This is a genomic window from Nocardia sp. Root136, from assembly GCF_001427185.1.
Lineage (GTDB): Bacteria > Actinomycetota > Actinomycetes > Mycobacteriales > Mycobacteriaceae > Nocardia > Nocardia salmonicida.
Genome location: NZ_LMFE01000001.1, coordinates 889,832 through 910,808, shown reverse-complemented (window position 1 = coordinate 910,808; position 20,977 = coordinate 889,832). Strand labels below are relative to the sequence as shown.

The 20,977-nt window shown below is 66.8% G+C and carries 19 protein-coding genes; 14 read left to right on the top strand and 5 right to left on the bottom strand.

The window, feature by feature from the left end; all coding sequences use genetic code 11:
• Positions 1 to 94: 94 nt before the first annotated feature.
• The 6 genes from rapZ to tpiA all read left to right on the top strand — a co-directional run bounded on the left by rapZ (position 95) and on the right by tpiA (position 6,314).
• Positions 95 to 1,051 (top strand): RNase adapter RapZ, encoded by a 957-nt coding sequence (gene rapZ / locus ASD42_RS04385; protein ID WP_062983068.1) that lies wholly within the window; start codon positions 95 to 97, stop codon positions 1,049 to 1,051.
• Entirely contained in the window at positions 1,048 to 2,094 is a 1,047-nt protein-coding gene (locus ASD42_RS04380) for a gluconeogenesis factor YvcK family protein (RefSeq protein WP_056810479.1), read from the top strand. Before rapZ ends, ASD42_RS04380 begins: the two co-directional genes overlap by 4 nt.
• The gene (gene whiA, locus ASD42_RS04375) at positions 2,085 to 3,068 is read left to right on the top strand and encodes a DNA-binding protein WhiA (protein ID WP_056810477.1); all 984 of its coding nucleotides are present in this window, start codon (positions 2,085 to 2,087) and stop codon (positions 3,066 to 3,068) included. The genes ASD42_RS04380 and whiA overlap by 10 nt, the downstream gene beginning before the upstream one ends.
• Positions 3,069 to 3,285: 217 nt before the next feature.
• Positions 3,286 to 4,302, top strand: a complete 1,017-nt coding sequence (gap, locus tag ASD42_RS04370; protein WP_056810475.1) for a type I glyceraldehyde-3-phosphate dehydrogenase — start codon at positions 3,286 to 3,288, stop codon at positions 4,300 to 4,302.
• A 5-nt stretch (positions 4,303 to 4,307) separates the two neighbouring features.
• Positions 4,308 to 5,522 carry a phosphoglycerate kinase gene (locus tag ASD42_RS35110; RefSeq protein ID WP_056810472.1) on the top strand — a complete coding sequence of 405 codons (1,215 nt, stop codon included), beginning with the start codon at positions 4,308 to 4,310 and terminating at the stop codon, positions 5,520 to 5,522.
• Between the two features lie 3 nt (positions 5,523 to 5,525).
• Positions 5,526 to 6,314: a triose-phosphate isomerase gene (gene tpiA / locus ASD42_RS35105; protein ID WP_056810470.1), complete on the top strand. Its 789-nt coding sequence runs from the start codon at positions 5,526 to 5,528 to the stop codon at positions 6,312 to 6,314.
• A gap of 70 nt (positions 6,315 to 6,384) precedes the next feature.
• Here tpiA and ASD42_RS04355 read toward each other — a convergent pair whose 3' ends face one another.
• A complete protein-coding gene (locus ASD42_RS04355; RefSeq protein WP_056815395.1) occupies positions 6,385 to 7,170 on the bottom strand; it encodes an META domain-containing protein in 786 nt (261 codons plus the stop codon).
• Positions 7,171 to 7,238: 68 nt separating this feature from the next.
• A complete protein-coding gene (locus ASD42_RS04350; RefSeq protein ID WP_056810467.1) occupies positions 7,239 to 7,754 on the bottom strand; it encodes an MmpS family transport accessory protein in 516 nt (171 codons plus the stop codon).
• Between the two features lie 235 nt (positions 7,755 to 7,989).
• Between ASD42_RS04350 and ASD42_RS04345 the strand changes: the two genes are divergently transcribed.
• Together ASD42_RS04345 and secG are read left to right on the top strand one after the other, a co-directional pair.
• Positions 7,990 to 9,585, top strand: a complete 1,596-nt coding sequence (locus tag ASD42_RS04345; protein WP_056810461.1) for an MFS transporter — start codon at positions 7,990 to 7,992, stop codon at positions 9,583 to 9,585.
• Positions 9,586 to 9,619: 34 nt separating this feature from the next.
• A complete protein-coding gene (gene secG, locus ASD42_RS04340) occupies positions 9,620 to 9,853 on the top strand; it encodes a preprotein translocase subunit SecG (protein ID WP_056815392.1) in 234 nt (77 codons plus the stop codon).
• A 97-nt stretch (positions 9,854 to 9,950) separates the two neighbouring features.
• Here the strand turns inward: secG and ASD42_RS04335 are convergent, their stop codons facing one another.
• Complete coding sequence (locus tag ASD42_RS04335; protein WP_056810459.1) at positions 9,951 to 12,128, bottom strand: thiamine pyrophosphate-dependent enzyme; 2,178 nt, start codon at positions 12,126 to 12,128, stop codon at positions 9,951 to 9,953.
• Positions 12,129 to 12,389: 261 nt separating this feature from the next.
• Between ASD42_RS04335 and ASD42_RS34250 the strand changes: the two genes are divergently transcribed.
• On the top strand, positions 12,390 to 13,091 hold the full coding sequence (locus ASD42_RS34250) for a hypothetical protein (RefSeq protein WP_131816934.1): 702 nt from the start codon (positions 12,390 to 12,392) through the stop codon (positions 13,089 to 13,091).
• A gap of 25 nt (positions 13,092 to 13,116) precedes the next feature.
• Here the strand turns inward: ASD42_RS34250 and ASD42_RS04325 are convergent, their stop codons facing one another.
• Positions 13,117 to 13,863 carry a hypothetical protein gene (locus tag ASD42_RS04325; protein WP_131817208.1) on the bottom strand — a complete coding sequence of 249 codons (747 nt, stop codon included), beginning with the start codon at positions 13,861 to 13,863 and terminating at the stop codon, positions 13,117 to 13,119.
• A gap of 280 nt (positions 13,864 to 14,143) precedes the next feature.
• On the opposite strand from ASD42_RS04325, the gene ASD42_RS04320 reads away from it, so the two are divergent.
• The 3 genes from ASD42_RS04320 to ASD42_RS04310 are packed head-to-tail and all read left to right on the top strand — an operon-like array spanning position 14,144 to position 18,584.
• Entirely contained in the window at positions 14,144 to 15,109 is a 966-nt protein-coding gene (locus ASD42_RS04320; protein ID WP_084787000.1) for an alpha/beta hydrolase, read from the top strand.
• Complete coding sequence (locus tag ASD42_RS04315) at positions 15,106 to 16,878, top strand: ABC transporter ATP-binding protein (protein WP_056810451.1); 1,773 nt, start codon at positions 15,106 to 15,108, stop codon at positions 16,876 to 16,878. The genes ASD42_RS04320 and ASD42_RS04315 overlap by 4 nt, the downstream gene beginning before the upstream one ends.
• Positions 16,875 to 18,584, top strand: coding sequence for an ABC transporter ATP-binding protein (locus ASD42_RS04310; RefSeq protein WP_056810449.1), 1,710 nt, complete (start codon positions 16,875 to 16,877; stop codon positions 18,582 to 18,584). Before ASD42_RS04315 ends, ASD42_RS04310 begins: the two co-directional genes overlap by 4 nt.
• A 19-nt stretch (positions 18,585 to 18,603) precedes the next feature.
• On the opposite strand, the gene ASD42_RS04305 is transcribed toward ASD42_RS04310, so the two are convergent.
• Entirely contained in the window at positions 18,604 to 19,395 is a 792-nt protein-coding gene (locus ASD42_RS04305; protein ID WP_056810447.1) for a YbaB/EbfC family nucleoid-associated protein, read from the bottom strand.
• A 206-nt stretch (positions 19,396 to 19,601) separates the two neighbouring features.
• Between ASD42_RS04305 and ASD42_RS04300 the strand changes: the two genes are divergently transcribed.
• Positions 19,602 to 19,913 carry a hypothetical protein gene (locus ASD42_RS04300; RefSeq protein ID WP_056810443.1) on the top strand — a complete coding sequence of 104 codons (312 nt, stop codon included), beginning with the start codon at positions 19,602 to 19,604 and terminating at the stop codon, positions 19,911 to 19,913.
• Positions 19,910 to 20,947 (top strand): WXG100 family type VII secretion target, encoded by a 1,038-nt coding sequence (locus ASD42_RS04295; protein ID WP_056810440.1) that lies wholly within the window; start codon positions 19,910 to 19,912, stop codon positions 20,945 to 20,947. The genes ASD42_RS04300 and ASD42_RS04295 overlap by 4 nt, the downstream gene beginning before the upstream one ends.
• The last annotated feature ends 30 nt before the right edge of the window (positions 20,948 to 20,977 follow it).

Genomic DNA, 20,977 nt, shown 5'->3' with positions numbered 1-20,977 from the left:
CAAGATTGCGTGTGCCGTACGTTGTGTGTCTGCGCCCGATACCCGAACCGGTGCGGGATGATCGAAAGGCACCCAGAAACGGATCCGGTAGGACATGACACGCGTCGAATCAAATAACAATGCGGGGGCGGCACCCGGTCAATCCGGGACGGTCACCGACACACAGCAACCAGTAGAAGTGGTCATCGTGACCGGCTTGTCCGGCGCGGGCCGCGGCACTGCCGCGCGCGTGCTGGAGGATCTCGGCTGGTACGTGACCGACAACCTACCGCCCGAACTGATCGGGCGAATGATCGAACTAGGCGCCGCCGCCGACCCGCCGATCCGTCGGCTCGCGCTGGTCATGGACGTGCGCAGCCGATTCTTCACCGGTGAGCTGTCCGGCGTCACCGAGCAGTTGCGCGGCGCGGGCATCCGCACCAGAGTGCTGTTTCTCGAGGCGTCCGACGATGTGCTGATCCGGCGATTCGGCTTCGCCCGACGCCGTCATCCGCTCCAGAGCGACAGCCCCGACGGGACGCTCTCGGCCGGTCTCACCGCCGAACGAGCCAGGCTGGCCCCGGTCAAGGGCGCCGCCGACCTCGTCATCGACACCACCGAGCTGTCGATCCACCAGCTGCACCGCAAGCTGGAGGAGGCATACGGCGCGGGCGCGCCAGCCGCACTGCAACTGACCGTGCAATCATTCGGCTTCAAGTACGGTGTTCCCCTCGACGCCGACATGGTGTTGGACGTGCGATTCCTACCCAACCCGCATTGGATTCCGGAATTGCGGGAACACACAGGACAGGAGTCGGTGGTCAGCGATTACGTGCTGTCCAGGCCCGGTGCGCGGGACTACCTGCAGACCGGCAAACACCTGGTCGACTTGACGACGACCGGATACCGCCAAGAGGGGAAGCGATACATGACCGTGGCAGTGGGGTGCACCGGCGGCAAACATCGCAGTGTCGCTATCGCCGAGGCACTGGGTGAGCGCATCGGCGCCGATACCGGACACGCGGCGGTGGACGTCGTTCGCGTCGTGCACCGGGATCTGGGGCGCGAATGAGTGGAACCGAAGCCGATCCAGCCGTTGTCGCGTTGGGCGGTGGACATGGGCTGTACGCGACATTGACAGCGGTGCGCAGGCTGACGCGGCGGATCACCGCCGTGGTCACCGTCGCCGACGACGGCGGATCGTCCGGTCGGCTACGCGCCGAGCTCGGCATGCTCCCGCCGGGAGATCTGCGGATGGCCCTCGCGGCGCTGTCCGAGGACGCCGGCGACGTATGGACCACGACGGTGCAGCACCGCTTCGGCGGCACCGGCGCGCTCGCCGGGCACTCGGTGGGCAATCTGATCCTGGCCGGACTCACCGACATCCTCGGTGACCCGGTGGCCGCGCTCGACGAGGTGGGCCGCCTGCTGCGGATCACCGGCCGGGTGCTGCCGATGTCGCCGATTCCGCTCGACATCGAGGCCGAAGTATCGGGCCTCGAGTCGGATCCGCGGATCGGCCGGTGTGTACGCGGTCAGGTTGCGGTGGCGACCACGCCGGGTAAGGTCCGGCGGGTGCGGCTGATTCCGTCCGATCCGCCTGCCAGTCCCGAGGCGACCGCGGCCATCGAAGACGCGGATGTTGTTGTGCTGGGACCTGGTTCGTGGTTCACCAGCGTCATTCCGCATGTCCTCGTGCCGCAATTGCACGCGGCGCTGGTACGCACGGAGGCACGCAAAGTGCTCGTACTGAATCTGGCGGCCGAGCCCGGCGAGACCGCCGGCTTTTCCGCGGAACGTCATCTGCATGTATTGTCCCAGCACGCACCGGATTTCGCGGTCGACGATGTGCTCGTCGACTCGGCGTCGGTGCCCGAGGGGCGGCAACGGGAACATGTGGCAAGAGCCGCCGAACAGTTGCGTGCACGGGTAACGTTCTGCGATGTCGCCGAGCCGGGAACGGATCGGCATCATCCCGGAAAACTTGCCGCCGCACTGGATCAGCTGATCCGGTCGCCGCGGTCGCAACTGGCAGGGCTTCGAGTCGAGGGACGACACAGTGTCTCAGATGTGCGTTCCGGGTCGGTGGGAAAGGAGCGCGTCTCGTGGCGATGACAGCCGAGGTGAAGGACGAGCTGAGCAGGCTCGTGGTATCGCAGGTCAGCTCGCGCAAAGCGGAGCTGTCGGCGTTGCTGCGGTTTGCGGGCGGTCTGCACATCGTGGGGGGAAGGGTGATCGTGGAAGCCGAGGTGGACATGGGGTCCATCGCCCGGCGACTGCGCAGAGAGATTTTCGAGCTGTACGGATACGGCTCCGACGTGCATGTGCTCGGCGCGGGCGGGTTGCGTAAGACCTCCCGCTACGTCGTGCGGGTGTCGAAGGAAGGCGAGGCGCTGGCGCGCCAGACCGGGTTGCTCGACGTGCGCGGACGTCCCGTTCGCGGACTGCCCGCACAGGTGGTCGGCGGCAGCATCGGTGACGCCGAAGCGGCATGGCGTGGCGCGTTTCTCGCGCACGGTTCGCTCACCGAGCCGGGTCGTTCCTCGGCGCTCGAGGTGAGCTGCCCCGGGCCGGAGGCGGCATTGGCGCTGGTCGGCGCGGCGCGCAGGCTCGGCATCACCGCGAAGGCGCGCGAGGTGCGCGGCACGGATCGGGTCGTCGTGCGCGACGGCGAGGCGATCGGCGCCCTGCTCACCCGCATGGGCGCGCAGGACACCCGGCTCACCTGGGAAGAACGGCGGATGCGCCGTGAGGTGCGGGCCACCGCCAACCGGCTCGCCAATTTCGACGACGCGAACCTGCGTCGTTCGGCGCGTGCGGCTGTCGCGGCCGCGGCTCGGGTGGAACGGGCGCTCGAGATCCTCGCCGACGATGTGCCCGAGCATCTCGCCGCGGCGGGCAGGCTGCGGGTGCAGCACCGGCAGGCCTCGCTCGAGGAGCTCGGTCAGCTGGCCGAGCCGCCGATGACCAAAGACGCTGTCGCCGGCCGGATCCGGCGCCTGCTGTCGATGGCCGACCGTCGTGCCAAGGACCTCGGCATCCCCGATACCGAGTCCGCGGTGACAGCGGAACTGCTCGACGACGCGTAATAGGAATATCGACAGACTCCGCACGCCGAAAGGTGTGGCGAATCCGACGATTAAGGCAGAGCGGTCATCGATGACCGCTCTGCCCTCTATTCTGGGGGCTCCGCAGGCCTGAGGCCGGGGAGCTCACAACTCACAGGTGGCTGTCGTGAAAGGCTGGCGCGGCTACTACTGTGGTTACCGTCGGAATGAATCCGCTTGAAAGCTGAGGAGCGATAACGTGACTGTCCGGGTAGGTATCAACGGCTTCGGTCGTATCGGACGTAATTTCTTCCGTGCGGTGGAGGCGCTGAAGGCCGTCGGCGAGACCGATATCGAGATCGTCGCGGTCAACGACCTCACCGACATCAACACCCTCGCTACCCTGCTGAAGTACGACTCGATCCTGGGTCGTCTGCCGCAGGATGTCTCCGTCGAGGGCGACACCATCGTGGTCGGCGAGCAGCGCATCAAGGCGCTCGCGATCAAGGAAGGCCCCTCGGCGCTGCCGTGGGCCGACCTGAACGTCGACGTGGTCGTCGAGTCGACCGGCATCTTCACCGCCGCCGAGAAGGCCAAGGGTCACCTGTCCGCGGGTGCCAAGAAGGTCATCATCTCCGCGCCCGCCACCGGCGACGACATCACCATCGTGATGGGCGTCAACGACGACAAGTACGACGGCAGCCAGAACATCATCTCCAACGCCTCCTGCACCACGAACTGCCTCGGCCCGATCGCCAAGGTGCTCAACGACTCGTTCGGCATCGTGAACGGTCTGATGACCACCATTCACGCCTACACCCAGGACCAGAACCTGCAGGACGCGCCGCACAAGGACCTGCGTCGCGCCCGTGCCGCGGCCCTGAACATCGTGCCCACCGGCACCGGCGCCGCCAAGGCCATCGGCCTGGTGCTGCCCGAGCTGCAGGGCAAGCTCGACGGCTACGCGCTGCGCGTTCCGGTCCCGACCGGCTCGGTCACCGACCTGACCGCGACCCTGGCCAAGCCCGCCACCATCGAGGAGATCAACGCCGCGATGAAGGCCGCCGCCGAGGGCCCGATGAAGGGCATCCTCAAGTACAACGAGGACCCGATCGTCTCCAGCGACATCGTCACCGACCCGCACTCGTCGATCTACGACGCGCCGCTGACCAAGGTCATCGACAACCAGGTCAAGGTCGTCTCCTGGTACGACAACGAGTGGGGCTACTCGAACCGCCTGGCCAACCTGGTCGATCTCGTCGGCAAGTCGCTCTGATCGCGATGACAGTTCAGACACTGCAGGATCTCCTGACCGAGGGTGTCGAGGGCCGGGGCGTGCTCGTGCGCTCCGACCTGAACGTTCCCCTCGACGACAACGGCCAGATCACCGACCCGGGCCGCATCATCGCCTCGGTGCCGACCATCCAGGCGCTGATCGATGCCGGCGCCAAGGTGGTCGTGATGGCGCACCTGGGCCGTCCCAAGGGCGAGCCCGACGCCAAGTTCTCGCTCGCTCCCGTGGCGGCGAAGCTGGCCGAGCTGCTGGGCCGCAACGTCCAGCTGGCCGGTGACGTGGTGGGCTACGACGCGCTCTCGCGCTCGGAAGGCCTCACCGACGGCGACGTGCTGCTGCTCGAGAACGTGCGCTTCGACCCGCGCGAGACCAGCAAGGACGACTCGGAGCGGGCCAAGCTCGCCGCGGCGTTCGTCGAGCTGGTCGGCGACGACGGCGCGTTCGTCTCCGACGGTTTCGGCGTGGTGCACCGCAAGCAGGCATCGGTCTACGACGTGGCACAGGTGCTGCCGCATTACGCGGGCACCCTGGTCGCGGCCGAGGTCGAGGTGCTGCGCAAGCTCACCGAGGACCCGGCCCGTCCGTACGCCGTGGTGCTCGGCGGCTCCAAGGTTTCGGACAAGCTCGCGGTGATCGAGGCACTGGCCCCCAAGGTCGACACCCTGGTGATCGGCGGCGGCATGTGCTTCACCTTCCTTGCCGCGCAAGGACTTCCGGTCGGCGGCTCGCTGCTGCAGACCGAGATGATCGACACCTGCAAGTCGCTGCTCGAGCGCTTCGGCGACGTGCTGCACCTGCCGGTCGACATCGTGGTGGCGGACAAGTTTGCGGCCGACGCCGACACCAAGACCGTCGCCTCGACCGAGATCCCCGACGGCTGGCTCGGCCTCGACATCGGCCCCGAGTCGGTGTCGCGGTTCTCCGCGCTGCTGACCGAGGCCAAGACGGTGTTCTGGAACGGCCCGATGGGCGTGTTCGAGTTCGACGCGTTCGCCGCGGGTACCCGTGGCGTCGCCGAAGCCATCGTGACCGCCACCTCCAAGGGCGCGTTCACCGTGGTCGGCGGTGGAGACTCGGCTGCTGCCGTGCGCTCCCTCGGACTGCCCGACGACGGCTTCTCGCACATCTCCACAGGTGGCGGCGCTTCCCTCGAATACCTGGAAGGCAAAGAGCTGCCCGGTATTTCGGTGCTGGAGGGCTGAGCGATGGCAACACGGAAACCGCTCATCGCGGGCAACTGGAAGATGAACCTCAACCACCTCGAGGCCATCTCCCTGGTGCAGAAGGTGGCGTTCGCGCTGCCGGAGAAGTACTTCGCGAAGGTCGACGTGACGGTGATTCCGCCGTTCACCGATCTGCGCAGTGTGCAGTCGATCGTCGACGGCGACAAGCTGCTGATCACCTACGGTGCGCAGGACGTCTCGGCATACGACTCCGGTGCCTACACCGGTGAGATCAGCGCGGCGATGCTGGCGAAGCTGGGCGCCACCTTCGTGGTGGTCGGGCACTCGGAGCGTCGTCAGTACCACCACGAGGACGACGCGACCGTGCTGGCCAAGGCCAAGCAGGCGCTGAAGTACGAGATCACCCCGATCGTCTGCATCGGTGAGGGTCTCGGCGTCCGGGAGGCGGGTACGCACGTCGAGTACAACCTCGAGCAGCTGCGTGGTTCGCTCAAAGGTCTGACGGCGGAACAGATTTCGCAGGTCGTCATCGCCTACGAGCCGGTCTGGGCCATCGGCACCGGCAAGGTAGCCTCGGCGGGCGACGCGCAGGAAGTGTGCGGCGCGATCCGTGGCGAGCTGGAGAAGCTGGCCTCCCCGGAGATCGCCGCCGGTGTGCGCGTGCTCTACGGCGGCTCGGTGAACGCCAAGAACATCGGCGAGCTGATCCGTCAGCCCGATATCGACGGCGCGCTGGTCGGCGGTGCATCGCTCAAGGGTGACGAGTTCGCCACCCTGTCGGCGATCGCCGCGGGCGGGCCGCTGCCCTGATCGGGTACTGAACGCCGAAGGGCCGGAAACCGTTGGGTTTGCGGCCCTTCGCTTGTCGTGCGCTGCGAGGCTACTGCGCGCGCAGGATGAGGCCGTAGCCGTTGTCGTTGCGCAAGGTCAGAGTGGCCGCGTCGATGGTGGCGGTGGTTCGGCCGTCCAGCGCGCGCAGTACGTTCTGCTCGACCTCCATCACCTCCGGCGGGCACATCATTCTGGTGGTGGCGAGGGCGAAGTTCACCGCGTCGCCGGGGCCGACGCCCGCGGTTCCGGTGATCCGATTGCACCCCGCGAAGCCGTTGACGGTGCCGCCGTCACCGATGGTGATATTCGGGCTCACCTGGTCGAGGGTGGTCGAGCGGATCTGCGCGTCCGGGGTGAGCATGGTGGTGACCACCCAGGTGGTACCGGTCAGGGGCTTGTCGGGGCTCACGATCTTCTTGTCGGTGAGATGGACGGTGACGGACTTGCCCGTCAGCGTGAGCTGATCACCGTCGAGGCGCCAGGTGGGGTCGGATTCCAGGAAGGTGTTCTGCCAGGCGTCGGCGCCGTCACGGCCGTCGGTGCACGCCATCAGGGTGCTCGCCAGCGGCGAGGTGTGCACGATGTGGTTGCTCAGGTCGACGGTGCCGCCCGCGGAGTTGCAGCCGGAGTTCGCCGAGATCCGGCCGTCGGTGAAGGTGAGCGTCATCGGACCGCCGCCCGGGATCTGGTCGCCGACGACCTCGGTGGAGACGTAGGTGCGGTCCATCGGCGTGGCGGTGTCGTCCACCGGTTCCTTGTCGGCTGACCCGCACCCGGCCGCCACGGTGCCGACCAGTGCGAGCAGAACAGCCAGAGGACGAGGTGATATCCGCATGGATCCGATGGTACGGACCACCCCGAACGCCACGGCGCGGTGTTCGGGGTGGTTCGCGAACTCGTTACCTACCCGGCCGCGTCGCCCGAGCAGATGGCGCTCGCGAATTGGCCGCTGGCCTGGTCCTCGGCGATCACTGTGCCGCCGACGGTGATCTTGCAGGAGACCGATCCGCCGTCGGCCCCGGAGAGCACGCTCAGCGAAACGAACTTCACCAGCCCGGTGACCGTGACCTCCTTGGACCACGGCAGCGTCACATCGGATTCCTGTGCGACATCCAGACTTCCGTCGGAATAGGTCACCGTCGAGGTCCCGGTGCCACCGGCCTGATAGGAGACGGTGACCTCCCGGCTGACCTCGTTCTCGATCTCATTGGCAACGGTGCCGACGAGCGCGACACAACCGCCGACGATCAGCAGCAGGACCACCAGGACACCACCGAGCACCCACGGCCATACCTTCTTCTTACGCGGCGGCTGCGGGTAGCCACCCTGCTGGGGGTAGCCACCGCCAGTCGGTTGCTGGCCGTACGGCGGCGGTTGCTGGCCATAGGGCTGCTGCGGATGGCCGGGTGGGACAGTCATGCGGTTTCCTCCGTGTGGTGCGGGCTCTCCGAACGACACGGGAGCTCTGTACTGATCGCTCGAAGGCGGCCAGAAGGTAACACCGCATCGAAAAATGGCGGGGATATTGTCTTGAAGCACAGGGCATCTGGTGGTTCAGGGTGATCGGTCGCAGCAGGCGGTCGCGGCAGCGCACCGTTGTCGCGGCGGAGACTGCGTGCCGGGGCTCGGTGGTCGCCAGGGATATGCTCGACGCGTGGGCACTGTGGCGGCGGAGCGGATCTCGACCTGGGCGCCGTTGCGTTCGCCGGTGTTCAGGGCGCTGTGGATCGCGCAGCTCGTGTCCAATCTGGGCACCTGGATGCAGACGGTCGGCGCGCAGTGGATTCTCGTGGATCAACCGAACGCGGCGGCGCTGGTGTCATTCGTGCAGACCGCGCTCACCCTGCCGGTGATGTTGCTGTCGATTCCGTCCGGAGTGCTGGCCGACCTGGTCGACCGGCGCAGGTTGCTGATCGGCGCGCAGGCGGGCATGGCTCTCGCCTCGCTCACCCTCACCGTGTTCACCGCCACCGGCCACACCACTCCCGCGGTCCTGCTCAGCCTGCTGTTCCTACTCGGCTGTGGGCAGGCGCTCACGGCTCCCGCGTGGCAGGCGATACAGCCCGAGCTGGTGCCGCGCGACCAGATCACGTCGGTGGCGGCGCTGGGCAGTATGAGCGTCAATATCGGTCGAGCCGTCGGGCCCGCGGTGGCTGGGGTGATCGTGTCGATAGCGGGGCCGACCGTGGTGTTCGGGTTCAACACGGTGTCGTTCATCGGCATCGTCGTGGTGCTGCTGGTGTCGAAGTGGCCGACGCGAACGAGCCCGCTGCCCAGTGAACGGCCGCTCGCGGCATTGCAGGCGGGCACCCGGTTCATCCGCGCCGCGCCCGCGATCAGGAGGGTGCTGTTCCGTGCGAGCCTGTTCATCGCCCCCGCCAGCGCGGTGTGGTCGCTGCTGCCGGTGATCGCGCACGACCGCCTCGGACTGTCGTCGTCCGGCTACGGTCTGCTGCTCGGTGCGCTCGGGCTCGGCGCGGTGTGTGGCGCGCTCGGATTGTCGCGCCTGCGGGTCCTGTTCACCCCCACCCAGCGACTCGCGCTCGCCGCGGTCTTGTTCGGCCTCGGCGCGGTCGCGGCCGCGCTGGTCCAGAATGTGGTGCTGGTCCTCGTGCTGCTGGTCGGGGCCGGGCTGGCGTGGCTGCTGGCGATGTCGACGCTGAACTCGACCATGCAGTTGCTCCTGCCCGCCTGGGTCCGCGCCCGCGGTCTGTCGGTGTACATGCTGGTGTTCATGGGTGGGCAGGCGATCGGGTCGCTGCTCTGGGGCCTGGTCGCCGGTGCCTACGGTGCCGTGACGGCGCTGCTGATCGCGGCGGCGATGCTGGCATGCTGCGCCGTGAGCACCCTGTGGTGGCCGATCCGGCACAACGTCGAGGAGATCGACCTCTCCCCGGCGGCGTACTGGCCCGAGCCGCAACTCGTCGTCGAGCCCGAACCCGCGGACGGCCCCGTCCTGGTGATGCGCGGCTACGACGTGCCACCCGGCGACGTCGCCGCCTTCACCGAGTCGATGGCGCTGGTCGGGCGATCCCGGCAGCGTACGGGCGCGATGGAATGGCGGCTCTATCGCGATGTCGGCACCGTCGACCGCTTCGTGGAAGCCTTCGTCGTGCGGTCATGGGCCGAGCACATGCACCAGCATCAGGTGCGTCTGACCGCCCGTGATCGGGAGATAGAACAGGCCGTCGTCGAGTACTCCGCGGGCCCCCAGACGGTCTCACACCTGGTCGCCGTCGAGCCTGGTTAGACCAGTCGGTCCCGCACCACCTAGGATGAACGTCATGTCGCTGTTCCTCGATATCCTCCTTGTGATCACCAGCTTGCTGTTGGTGCTGCTGGTGCTGCTGCACCGCGCCAAGGGCGGCGGCTTGTCCAGCCTCTTCGGTGGCGGCGTGCAGTCGAGCCTGTCGGGCTCCACCGTCGTCGAGAAGAACCTCGACCGGATCACCATCTTCGTCGGCGTTGTCTGGTTCATCGCGATCCTCGGCATCGGCCTCGAGATCAAGTTCGCCTGAGTTCGCTCTACGTTCTGCCCTACCGACCAGCGCACAGCATGTCGGTAGGGTTGTTTCCGCGACCTACGGGGGCGCTGCGCCGGTATCGGTTCTCGACCTAGCCCAGTAGCAGACGCCGTGCGGCGGTCTCGATCGCTGACTCGCTCAGCAGCACAGTGTCCGCGGCGGGACCGAGTGGGACGAAGCTGTCCTCGCTGGTGACTCGGGCGAGCGCTCCACGGTAGCCCGTGTCGATCAGCGCCGCGTAGACCGATTCGGAAACTCCACCGGTGCTCCGGGTTTCATCGGCGACCAACACCTTTCCGGTGGCTTCGGCGTGGTGGATCAGGTCGGCGACCGGTAGCGGATTGAGCCAGCGGAGATCGAGCACCCGTGCGTGAATTCCTTGGGCGGCAAGGCGATTCATCGTGCGCAGACTCATCGGGACGCCGTTGCCGAAGGTGACGATGGTGAGGTCGGTGCCTTCGCCGTAGGCACGGGCATCGCCGATCGGGATGTGGTCGGTGGTGGGGGAGGCCAGCCAGGCTTCGTCTCCGGGGTGGAGATCTTTGGTGTGGTACAGCGCAATCGGCTCTACGAACACGCATACTCGGCCATCGACTCGGGCCGCTGACACGCAGGTGCGCAGCATCGCAGCCGCGTCGTCGGCGCGCGCGGGCACCGCGACGAGGACGCCGGGGATATCGCGCAGCGCCGCGAGGGAATCGTCGTTGTGGAAGTGGCCGCCGAAGCCCTTTTGATAGGCGAGGCCGGCGATGCGCAGGACCATCGGATTGCGGTATTGCCCGTTCGAGAAGAACTGCAGTGTGGCCGCTTCGCCGCGGATCTGATCGGCCGCGTTGTGCACGTAGGCCAGGTACTGGATCTCGGGGATCGGGATGAATCCGGCCAATCCGGTACCGAGCGCGGTGCCGAGGACGGACTGTTCGTCGAGGAGGGTGTCGAAGACCCGGCGCGCTCCGAACCGCTTTCTGAGTCCTTTCGTGACGCCGTAGACGCCGCCCTTGCGTCCGACGTCCTCGCCGAATACCAGGACATCGGGATCCTTGGTGAGGAGTTCACCGAGGGTGTGATTGATCGCCTGCGCCAGTGTCATCCGGAGGTCGGTTGTCCCGGAGGGATCGGGAGGCCGGGGCGACGCTTCACGAGCCCGTTCGTCAGCCGCCGACTGTGGAGAGGGCATCGGCGGACCGAGTCGGGTGACATCGTCGCGGATCGCGGTGGGATGAGTCGGCGCGAGCGGCGCGATCACGGCCGCGGCGGAATCGAGCCGCGCTTCGTGAACCACCTCGTCGGCGGTCTCGCGCACGCGCGCACCGATCCGCTCGTAGCGCTCGAGGAGATCGCCCGCGTCGGCGGCACCCGCCGCGATCAGGTAGCGGGAGGTGCCGAGAAGGGGGTCGCGGGCGAGGTCGGCGGCGATATCGGCCCGACCGCGATAGGCGGACTCGACATCGGATCCCGCGTGGCCACCGAGTCGGACCGTGCGCAGGTGCAGGAATACCGGCACCCGCCAGGTCCGCGCCAGGTGCACCGCGTCTTCGGCGGCACCGAGAACGTCGGGCAGGTCGCAACCGTCGGCGGCGAGGTAGGTGAGCCCCGGCCGCGGGCCGTAGGCCCGTTCGATCCAGTCCGGGGCGGTCGGCACACTGATACCGAGGCCGTTGTCCTCGCAGACGAACACCAGCGGCATTTGCACGCCCTGATGGGCGGCATGCAGGGCGGCATTGACCGCACCGACCGCCGTCGAATGGTTCGCCGACGCATCGCCGAAACTGCACACCACCACCGCGTCAGCGGGCCACGGACACGAAACCCCTTGCTTCGCGGCCCGATCCAGCGCGAAGGCCAACCCCACCGCACGCGGCAGATGCGAAGCGATGGTCGAGGTCTGCGGGATGATCGACGCCGCCGCGCTCCCGATCACCTTGTGCCGACCACCGGAAATCGGATCAGCGGCCGCCGCCACAACCCCGAGCAGCACGTCCCGAATCGGATCCAGCCCCGGAATCTGCTTGCATCGCTGCACGAAAAAGGCCGCCGACCGATAGTGCAACAACGCCGGATCATCGACGCGCGCCGCTGCCGCCACCGCCGCATTCCCCTCATGCCCCGAGGACCCGATGCTGTAGAACCCCTGCCGAGCGGCCCCCAACCGCCGAGCGGCCAGATCGAGATGCCGACTGGCAACCTGCGATTCGAACAATTCGATCCCGAACGCGGCATCGATGGTCTCGATCGGCTCGATCCGGTCGGGCACAGCGAGACTGTCCATCGCGGCCCGAAACGCCCCATCGAGGTCAAGCGAACCCAGTGCCACCGTCACAACTCCTCGCCCGCTGTCGAGTCGACGTCCGAACCGTCGGCATGCCAAGAAAGCTACTGTGATCCTCGATGAACGACGGGCAATTCCCGCCAGAAGCGCGCAACTGCGTTATCCGCTGACGAACATCGATCTCGTAGGTGGAACTCGTGTGTGGGGGGATCCGGGTGCGCGGTAGTGTCCGGTGTTCATGTGGGACGGCGATGGAGGGCATTGACTACGCCAGGTGGGCCGGGAGGTCAGTGGGGGTATCCGCAGCAGCCGTACCCGCCGCAGCCGTACCCGCCGCAGCAGTACGGGCAGCCGCATCTTCCGCCGCAGCAACCGCAGTACCAGCAGCCGCCTGCTCAATTCGGTGCTCCACAACCGAATTACGGTGCGCCACAGCAACTGCCGAGTCCGGTCGCACCACCGGAGAGTGCGGCGGTGCAGGCTTATCTGGCGGCCGTCGCTCACCACATGAATATGGGCGGCCTCCAGGTGAGCCGGAACTGGATCGGCCCGGTGCTTTCCCTGATCGGTATCGGCGCGGTGATCAAGAGTTCGCTGAACCCGATCGAACTGGCCGTCTGTGTCGGCCACGCGGGTGAGATCTCACCCGCGACGGTTGCCGGATTCACCCGGCAGGTAGATGAATTCGCCCGCTCGATCCGCCGCCCCAGCGCATTCGCGGTGAAAGGTAGCGCGTGCGCTGTCGCCGCGTTGATCTCCGACCGAGTACACCCGGCCAGTTTCGGCGCCGTGACCAATAAAGCCATGAGCTACGGCACCGTCGTGGTGCCCGCCGTCATCGACCTGGGCAACCGTCAGATGATGATCGCTCAGAATACTCCCGTGCTGGGATTCGCCATGTGGAGCACCGTGCGCGGTAAGGCCGGTATGTACCTCCCGGATCCGCGCGCGGTCTCGGGCTGACAGTCCCAGGGCACCGAACCGAATCTCACTGTCCCCGTACGACAATCGCCGTGATCATCGTTCGCCCGTCGCGGACGGTGGTGGTGATGAGTTGGGTGTAGAGCAGGTCTTCTGCCGACGTGCCGCCGGGCCGACGTTCGGTCAGATCGAGTTCGTAGTTGTCCGGACCGATCTGGTTGATCTGGGCGCAGTAGGTGGTTCCGCGCGGGACGTGCTCGTCGATGCCGCGCTGAATGGTCGGGGCCGAACCGACGGTGTCGGCCTCGGGCGCCACAAACGACCGCGCCTTTTCACCATCGCGGTCGCTGTAGAACGCGTACTCGAAGCCGAGGATCGCGCCGGGACCGGAGTTGTGGTCACCCGGACCGCGGCCGATGGTCAGGCTGCCGCGCTGTTCGTCGGCGCAGGGCAGTGGTCCAGCCGTCTTCCTGGTCGTCGGCGGGCTGGTGGCGGCGATGAGCACGGCTTCCTCTGGTTCGCTGTCTCGACCTGCCACGACGTAGGAGAGCGCCGCCACGCCGACCGCGATCGTTGCCACCGAACCCAGAACGACGAAGCCGATCCTGCTGCGACCCGTGTTCTGTGGCTCGATCCTCTTGTGCGCCTGGAACTGCGGGGGTGGCGGCGGAATCATCGGCTCCGGATCGGCCGGTCGCCACGAAGTCGGCGCGTACCCCGGCACAATCGCGGCCGGATCAGGCCCGAGTACGTCCAGTGGTGGACCGAACGGTAACCCCGAACTCCCGTCCTCCCGCGGTCCTGTGGAAGCCACCCATCACCCTTTCCCTTCCCATGCCGGCACCTCGCATCCGACCCAAGCGCTACCTCAGCGCACGGGGGCACGGCACCACCACAGGTCGGCAACCCATGATGTTCCCGGTTGGCAACTCGTCCCCCCGCCACACCGATCGCCCGACATTTTAACCAGGCGCTGTCGCGAAACGGCTGGGCGGGAACCGCATGTTTCCGAAAGCGGACCGGTGAGCCTTCCTGCCAGGGTTGCTCTACGCCGCCGCGAGAGCGGGTGGTGAGCGAGCGCCAGGAGGCACAGCATGCGAGGCAGAGTTCCCTTACGGATGCGGGTGTTGTCCGCGCTCAATAGTGGGCCGGATTGGGATTCGATCACGCCGACCGAGATCGTCGAGCTGCGTGGGGCACAGGAGAAGTTGCGTCGGTCCGCCATCGGGACGTTCATCACCGGTAAGCCGGACCGGGGTGCGCGCAGCACCACGCACACGCTCGAACTGCCCGGTCGTACCGTGAATGTTCGGGTGCATCGACCGGTCCGCGAGGGTTCGGGGCTACCCCTGATCGTCGCGTTCCACGGTGGCGGATTCATCAGTGGCGTTCCCGAGCAGGATGATTGGCTGCTCAGCCACCTGGCTGCCGAGTGTCCGGCGGTGGTCGCTTCGGTCGACTATCGGCTCGCGCCGGAGCATCCGATTCCCGCCGCTGTCGAGGATGCCCGCGCCGCGGTGCCGGAACTTGTCGCCCAGGCGGGGCAGTGGGGTGCGGAGGGAACTCGGCTCGCGCTACTCGGCAGTAGCGCGGGCGCGACGCTCGCGGTGTTGACCGGCTTCGAGACGCGTGCGCTACGGACGCAGGTCTTGATCAACCCGCAACTCGATTGGACCGACGGGGTGTTCGACTATCCCTCGTTCACCGAGAACGCGGACAGCCCTACCGCGACACCAGCCAATTGCCGTGCGGTGCAACGTATCGCGCTGCCCGAAGGCTTCGATGCGCGGACGATATCGCCGATGTTCCACGACGACCTCGCCGGTTCGGCCCCCACCCTCATCCTGTCCGCTGGACTGGATCCGCTGGAAGATCAATCGCCCGCCTACGCCGATCGTTTGCGCAAGGCCGGTGCCGAAGTGACGCTGACCCGCTATCCCGAAGCGACAAACGGCTTCTCGAGCATGCAGGGCCTGATCCCGGCCGCCGGACCCGCCCGCTCGGAGATCCTCGACTATCTGCGAAGCCACCTGGCTGTGCGTTCGGGAGTGCGCCGATGACCACCATCAGCGAACAGCCGACTCGAACAACGCGTCTCACGAGCCTGCTTCGGCCGTATCTCGGCAGCTTCGGCGCGGTGGTGATCCTGCAGGTCGTCGGCGCCGTGGCGGGGCTGGCTCCCTTGCTGGCAGTCGTCGAGCTGGGTCGTACCCTGTTGTCGCCCGGCGAGGTCGACCGCGCTCATGTGTGGTTCGTCGTGCTGGCCGGAGCGGTGGGCCTGCTCGTCCGATTGCTGTGTACCGCAGCCTCTTCGGCGATCGGACACCAGCTCGACGATCGAGTCCAGCTGTCGCTGCGGCGGCAGTTGGCCGATCAGCTGGGGCGGGTGCCGATCGGCTGGTTCGCGCGGCATCGCACCGGTGAGCTGGCCAAGATCGTGGGCGACGACGTGAGCGCTGTGCACCCGTTCATCGCTCACGCGCCCGGCGAATTGGTGTCGGCGTTCGTGGTGCCGCTGGTCTCGCTGATCTACCTGTTCACCGTCGACTGGCGGCTCACCCTCATCACCGGGATCCCGGTGGTGCTGGCCATCGCACTGGTCCCCCTGATGATGACCCCGAGTCGGCTACGCGAACAACAGGATTTCGACACCGCGATGGGCGTGATCGCCAGCTCGGTCGTCGAGTTCGTCCAGGGCATCGCGGTGGTGAAGGCCTTCGGCGGGTCCGAGCGCGCTCATCGCAGATTCCGCACCGCCACCGACGATTTCGCTGACATCTTCCTGCGGATGGTGCGTGGTCTGGCGGGTATCGCGGCGGGCATGCAGGTGGCGTTGTCGCCGCCGTTCGTGCTGCTGGTCGTGCTGATCGGCGGTGCGGCGCTGATCACGAACGGTGGGATGGCCCCGGCCGATCTGCTGCCGTTCCTGCTACTGGGCATCGGCCTGACCGCACCGGTGGCGGCACTCGGGCACGGTTTCGACGATCTCCAGGCCGCTGGGCGCGCGGCAGGCCGGATTCGCGATGTTCTCGACGAGGCGCCGCTGCCCGAGCCGACCCAGCCGAGGGCACCGCGGGGGCACCGGCTGGAGCTGCGCGGGGTCCGGTTCGGCTACGACGCCGAACACGAAGTGCTGCGCGGGATCGACCTGGTGCTCGAACCCGGCACCGTGACGGCGCTCGTCGGGCCGTCGGGCAGCGGCAAATCCACCCTGGTCCAGTTGCTGCCGCGGTTCTTCGATCCGGTCGAGGGCACCGTCTCCCTCGGCGGAGTCGACCTGCGCGAACTCGGCAGCCGCGAGCTCTATCGGACGGTCTCGTTCGTCTTCCAGGATGTGCGACTGCTGCGCGCGTCGGTCGCGGACAATATCGCCCTCGCCGTCCCACAGACGGACCGCGACAACGTGATTCGGGCCGCCCGCCTGGCGAATATCCACGACCGCATTCTCGAGTTACCGCACGGGTACGACACGGTGATCGGCGATGACACGGAGTTGTCCGGTGGTGAGGCGCAGCGGATTTCGCTGGCGCGGGCCCTACTCGCCGATGCGCCGGTGTTGGTCCTGGACGAGGCGACCGCCTTCGCCGACCCCCAGACCGAGCAGGCGGTGCGCCAGGCGTTGACATCGCTCGGTCGCGACCGGACCCTCCTCGTGATCGCCCACCGGCTGGAAACGATCGCCGATGCCGACATGGTCGTGATGCTCGACAACGGCACGATTGTCGAACGCGGCCGACCCGCCGATCTGCTTGCCCAACAGGGAAAGTTCGCCGACTTCTGGCACTCGCACCGAACGGTGACCGCGGAATTACAGGGAGACCCACGATGATTCGCATGCTGTTGCGCGTGCTCGGACCCGAATACGCCGGACCGGTCCGGCGCACCGTCGCGCTGATGACCGTGACCGCGGTCGCCGAGGGATTGTCCTACGCGCTGCTGGTTCCCGTGCTGCGGTCGCTGTTCGGCGACGATCCCGCCGGCGCGCGCCCCTGGCTGATCGCACTGGGCATCGCTGTCGCCGTCTACGCGATGCTGCGCTACCGCAGCGACCTCTCCGGTTTCCGCGTGGGGACCACGCTGCTGCGCGGGGTGTACTACCGGCTCGGTGATCATCTGACCCGCCTGCCCATCGGTTGGTACACAGCGGGCCGCGTGGGGGAGGTGTCGGTGCTCGCCAGTCGTGGTGTGCTGCAGGCGTTGAGCGTGCTCGCACACCTGATGGCGCCGCTGATCTCCGCCGCTGTGACGCCGTTGACGATCATCGTCGTGATCTTCGCGTTCAACTGGCAAATGGGCGCGGCCGCCGCTGTCGCTGTGCCGATCGTGGCGGCGATCCAGGTCTGGTCGGGGCGCGCGATGGCGGCCGACGACGCGCAGCGGCACGAACGTGACCACGACGCCGCGCAACGCGTCATCGAATATCTCCAGGCGCAGCCGGTGCTGCGGGCAGGAGGGCGCACCGCGCAACGGTTCGACCTGCTCGACGATTCGCTCCAGGAAGTCGCGCGTACCTCGCGCCGTCGCGCCTTCACAGCGCTGCCCGGAATCCTCGGCCTCTCACTCGCGGTGCAAACAGTGTTCACCGGGCTGCTGGCCCTCGGCACCTACCTCGCCCTCGACGGAAACATCGGTGCCGCAGAAGTTTTGGCAATCCTCGTCCTCGCCGCCCGCTGCGCCGACCCGCTCCTGTCGCTCGCCGATATCGGCGGCCAACTCCGCAGCGCCCGATCGGAACTGGTGCGCCTCGAAGCACTCCTGCGGACCGAAACCCTGCCCGAACCCGCGACTCCGCTCGAGCCGAAAGCCCACGACCTGTCCTTCGATGCCGTCACCTTCCGGCACGGCGGTCGCACGGTACTCGACGATGTATCGCTGACGGTTCCTCGCGGTCAACGGTTGGCCGTGGTCGGGCCGTCCGGAGCGGGCAAAACCACGCTCCTGCAACTGATCGCCCGCTTCTACGACGTCGATGCGGGCACCGTACGCATCGGCGGCGTCGACGTGCGCTCCATCGGCACCGACACGCTGATGGCCCAGTTCGCCATCGTCTTCCAGGACGTCTACCTCTTCGACGGCACGATCGAAGACAACATCCGCCTCGGCCGCCCCGACGCCACCGACGAAGAGGTGAGGACCGCGGCCGGTGCGGCCCGCCTCGACGAGGTGATCGACCGACTCCCCGGCGGCTGGGCAACGAACGTCGGCGAAGGCGGCACAGCGCTGTCCGGCGGTGAGCGCCAACGAGTCTCGATCGCCCGAGCCCTCCTGAAGAACGCCCCGATCGTCTTACTCGACGAGGTGACCTCGGCCCTCGACCCCCTGAACGAGGCAGTAGTCCATGAGGGCATCGAACGCCTGATGGCCGGGCGAACCGTCGTGATGGTGGCCCACCGCCTCCGCACCGTCCGCCGCGCCGACCGCATCGTCTTTCTCGACAACGCCCACATCGCCGAAGACGGCACCCACGACGAACTCCTCCACCGAGCAGGCCGCTACGCCGACTTCTGGGCGAGCTCCCTGACCCCGGTCACCTGAGCTTCCTCGAGTTCGGCTGTTATCGCGGCCAGTCCCCCCAGTCATCGGACAGGATCAGATTGTCGTCGGGCAGCCAGCTCCCCGGCGCGATTCCAGTGCCGCTACCGGGCTCGCCCCACGATGCGAACGGATCGGCGGGGACGAAGTCGGTCTCCGCTGGAGTCGGCTCGGCACCCGGTGGTCTGCTCACCGGGTAGACATCGCCACGGACGGGCTCCCCGAGGTCGCGCGAGTCACCGGTGATCGGTGCTGCGTCGGTCGTGTCAGAAGCGGTGCGGACAGGATCGGGTGGAATAGAACGCTGATTCGGCGGCGCGGGACGGCTTGCCCTCGGTAGCGGTACAAAGGTGACCGGATCAAACTCCGAGAGAGTCGGCGGCGCGGCGGGTCGCCGACGCGGCGTCGGAAGGATTGTCGGCTGGGCGTGGCCCGGTTCTTTGCGGTCGGTTCGCGGCAAGGGATGCTGTGGTGCTGCAACAGATTCAGGGTTGGTGCGGGGCCGAGCTAGTTTGTCAACGACCTGCTGGCGGTCCTCGTGCAGGCGTGGATCGTTGCTCAGCGCCGCCACTGCCGCCCGCATGGTGGTGGCAGCCTCGGTGACTGCTTCGCGGTGTAGTTCGACGATCAACGAAACCACTACCGCCGCAGCGAGATCGGCGCCACTGTCACCCAACTCGATGCTGTGGATTGTGCCGTTCGCACCAGCTTCAAGGCGAAGAGCCCCATCGGCGCTCACTGCCCGGCCCCTCGCGTCGGTGAGCGCCCGTTGGAGCTTCTCGATATGTCCCGAGACCGGGTCGACGTCCTCCATGCGTTGAAACCTTCTATCCGACTTGCCGCTCCGCCGCCGGCATCACAGTGCAGCTTCGTTCGCGTGACCCAGCGGTCAACCGGTCACGTGCTGACTGTATCGGGGCTGGAGCGAGTACGTCGACGCGTTGCGTCCGTTGACATTGCGTGGCCCGGTCCCTGTCGTTACGGTGACGACCGAAGGGAACTACGGGGGAATGGGGAATCATGGCTGGCGCATCGGATTTGGATCTCGATCCGACACGGACACAAGAGCTTGCGACCACACTCGGCAAGGTCGAGGCCGAGATGACCGATGTCTTTACCGGCGAGACCGGCGAAGCCGCTGTGACCTTGCCGGGAACAAAGGTTCCTGACGTGTCGACAGCGGCGATCGGGAAGGTCGTCAAGGCGGCCAAGACGCTGATCGCGGACTATGACGCGCTGTCGAAGGCGACATCTGCTGCGGTCGCCGAATTTCAGAACACGGACACGCAGAACGCGGGCGATATCGCGGCGCAGCAGGCGGCGCTGGCATGACGACGCTGGGCACCGAGGAGCAGAAGTCGGAGGCCGCAGACGCTGAAACCCTGACCGTTGCACAGGTTCTGGCCTGGGAACCCGCCACGCTTGCCGCACGGGGTGACGCGTGGTCCGCCCAGGCGCAGAAGCTGACGGCGTTCGATGACACGCAGTATCGTGCTGTGGACGGCAGCCGGGATTTCTGGACGGGCACTGCGGCGGACGCGATGCGGACAAGGCACGAGGAGATCCGAACTACCACTAGGATTTTCATCACAGCATTGCAGGACGGTGCGACTGCGGCGCATTCGGGTGCGAGCACGCTGGACGCGGCGAAAACTGCTCTGCTGAATGCCGTGAAGTCAGCGGAATCCAATGGGTACGAAGTTGCTGACGACGGTACTGTCAAGATTTCGACGAGTACTCATCAAGCACTGTTGTCGCAATTGCCTGACGCAACGTCCTATTCGGTCGCGGCGGGAGCTCTCCAGGTCGATGCGGATGCGTCGACCACCGCTGTGAAGCAGGCATTGGAGAACGCGGGTGCAGCCGCTTCTTTGGCGCAGACGGCGATCGAGGAAGCCTTCGCCGGACTCCCCGAGAACCCTGACACTGGTGTGGTATTTCAGGTACCGGGTTTGCCTCAGCCGCCCGGGGGATGGAGTTCTGACCCCGCACGACGTATGGCCCAGGAAATTGCATACGGGCATGCGTGGACGAAGCACAATGACGATTTCAAGGGAATGACGCAAGATGATTTGGCAGAGAAGGTCTACCTGATCATCTCTGGCTCACAGATGGAGCGGCTCGGCAAAGACTATAAGGGTGATCCGGTGATGATGAGCTACGACGGTTTCATCGTTATCGTGGATCCGAACACAACCGATCACGGCACCGTCTACAGGCCCAAAGACCCGTTAAGTGAATTTATTCGACTAACTGGTCAAATCGAGGACCCATCCCTTGGTGACGGTAAAGATGGGACGCGCACAGGATCGCAACCTCCTGGCGGTACCGGGGGTACGCAGTCCGGAAAGACTGGTGCCAAGTAAGTGGCCGGGGCTCAATCGAAGGGATCTACG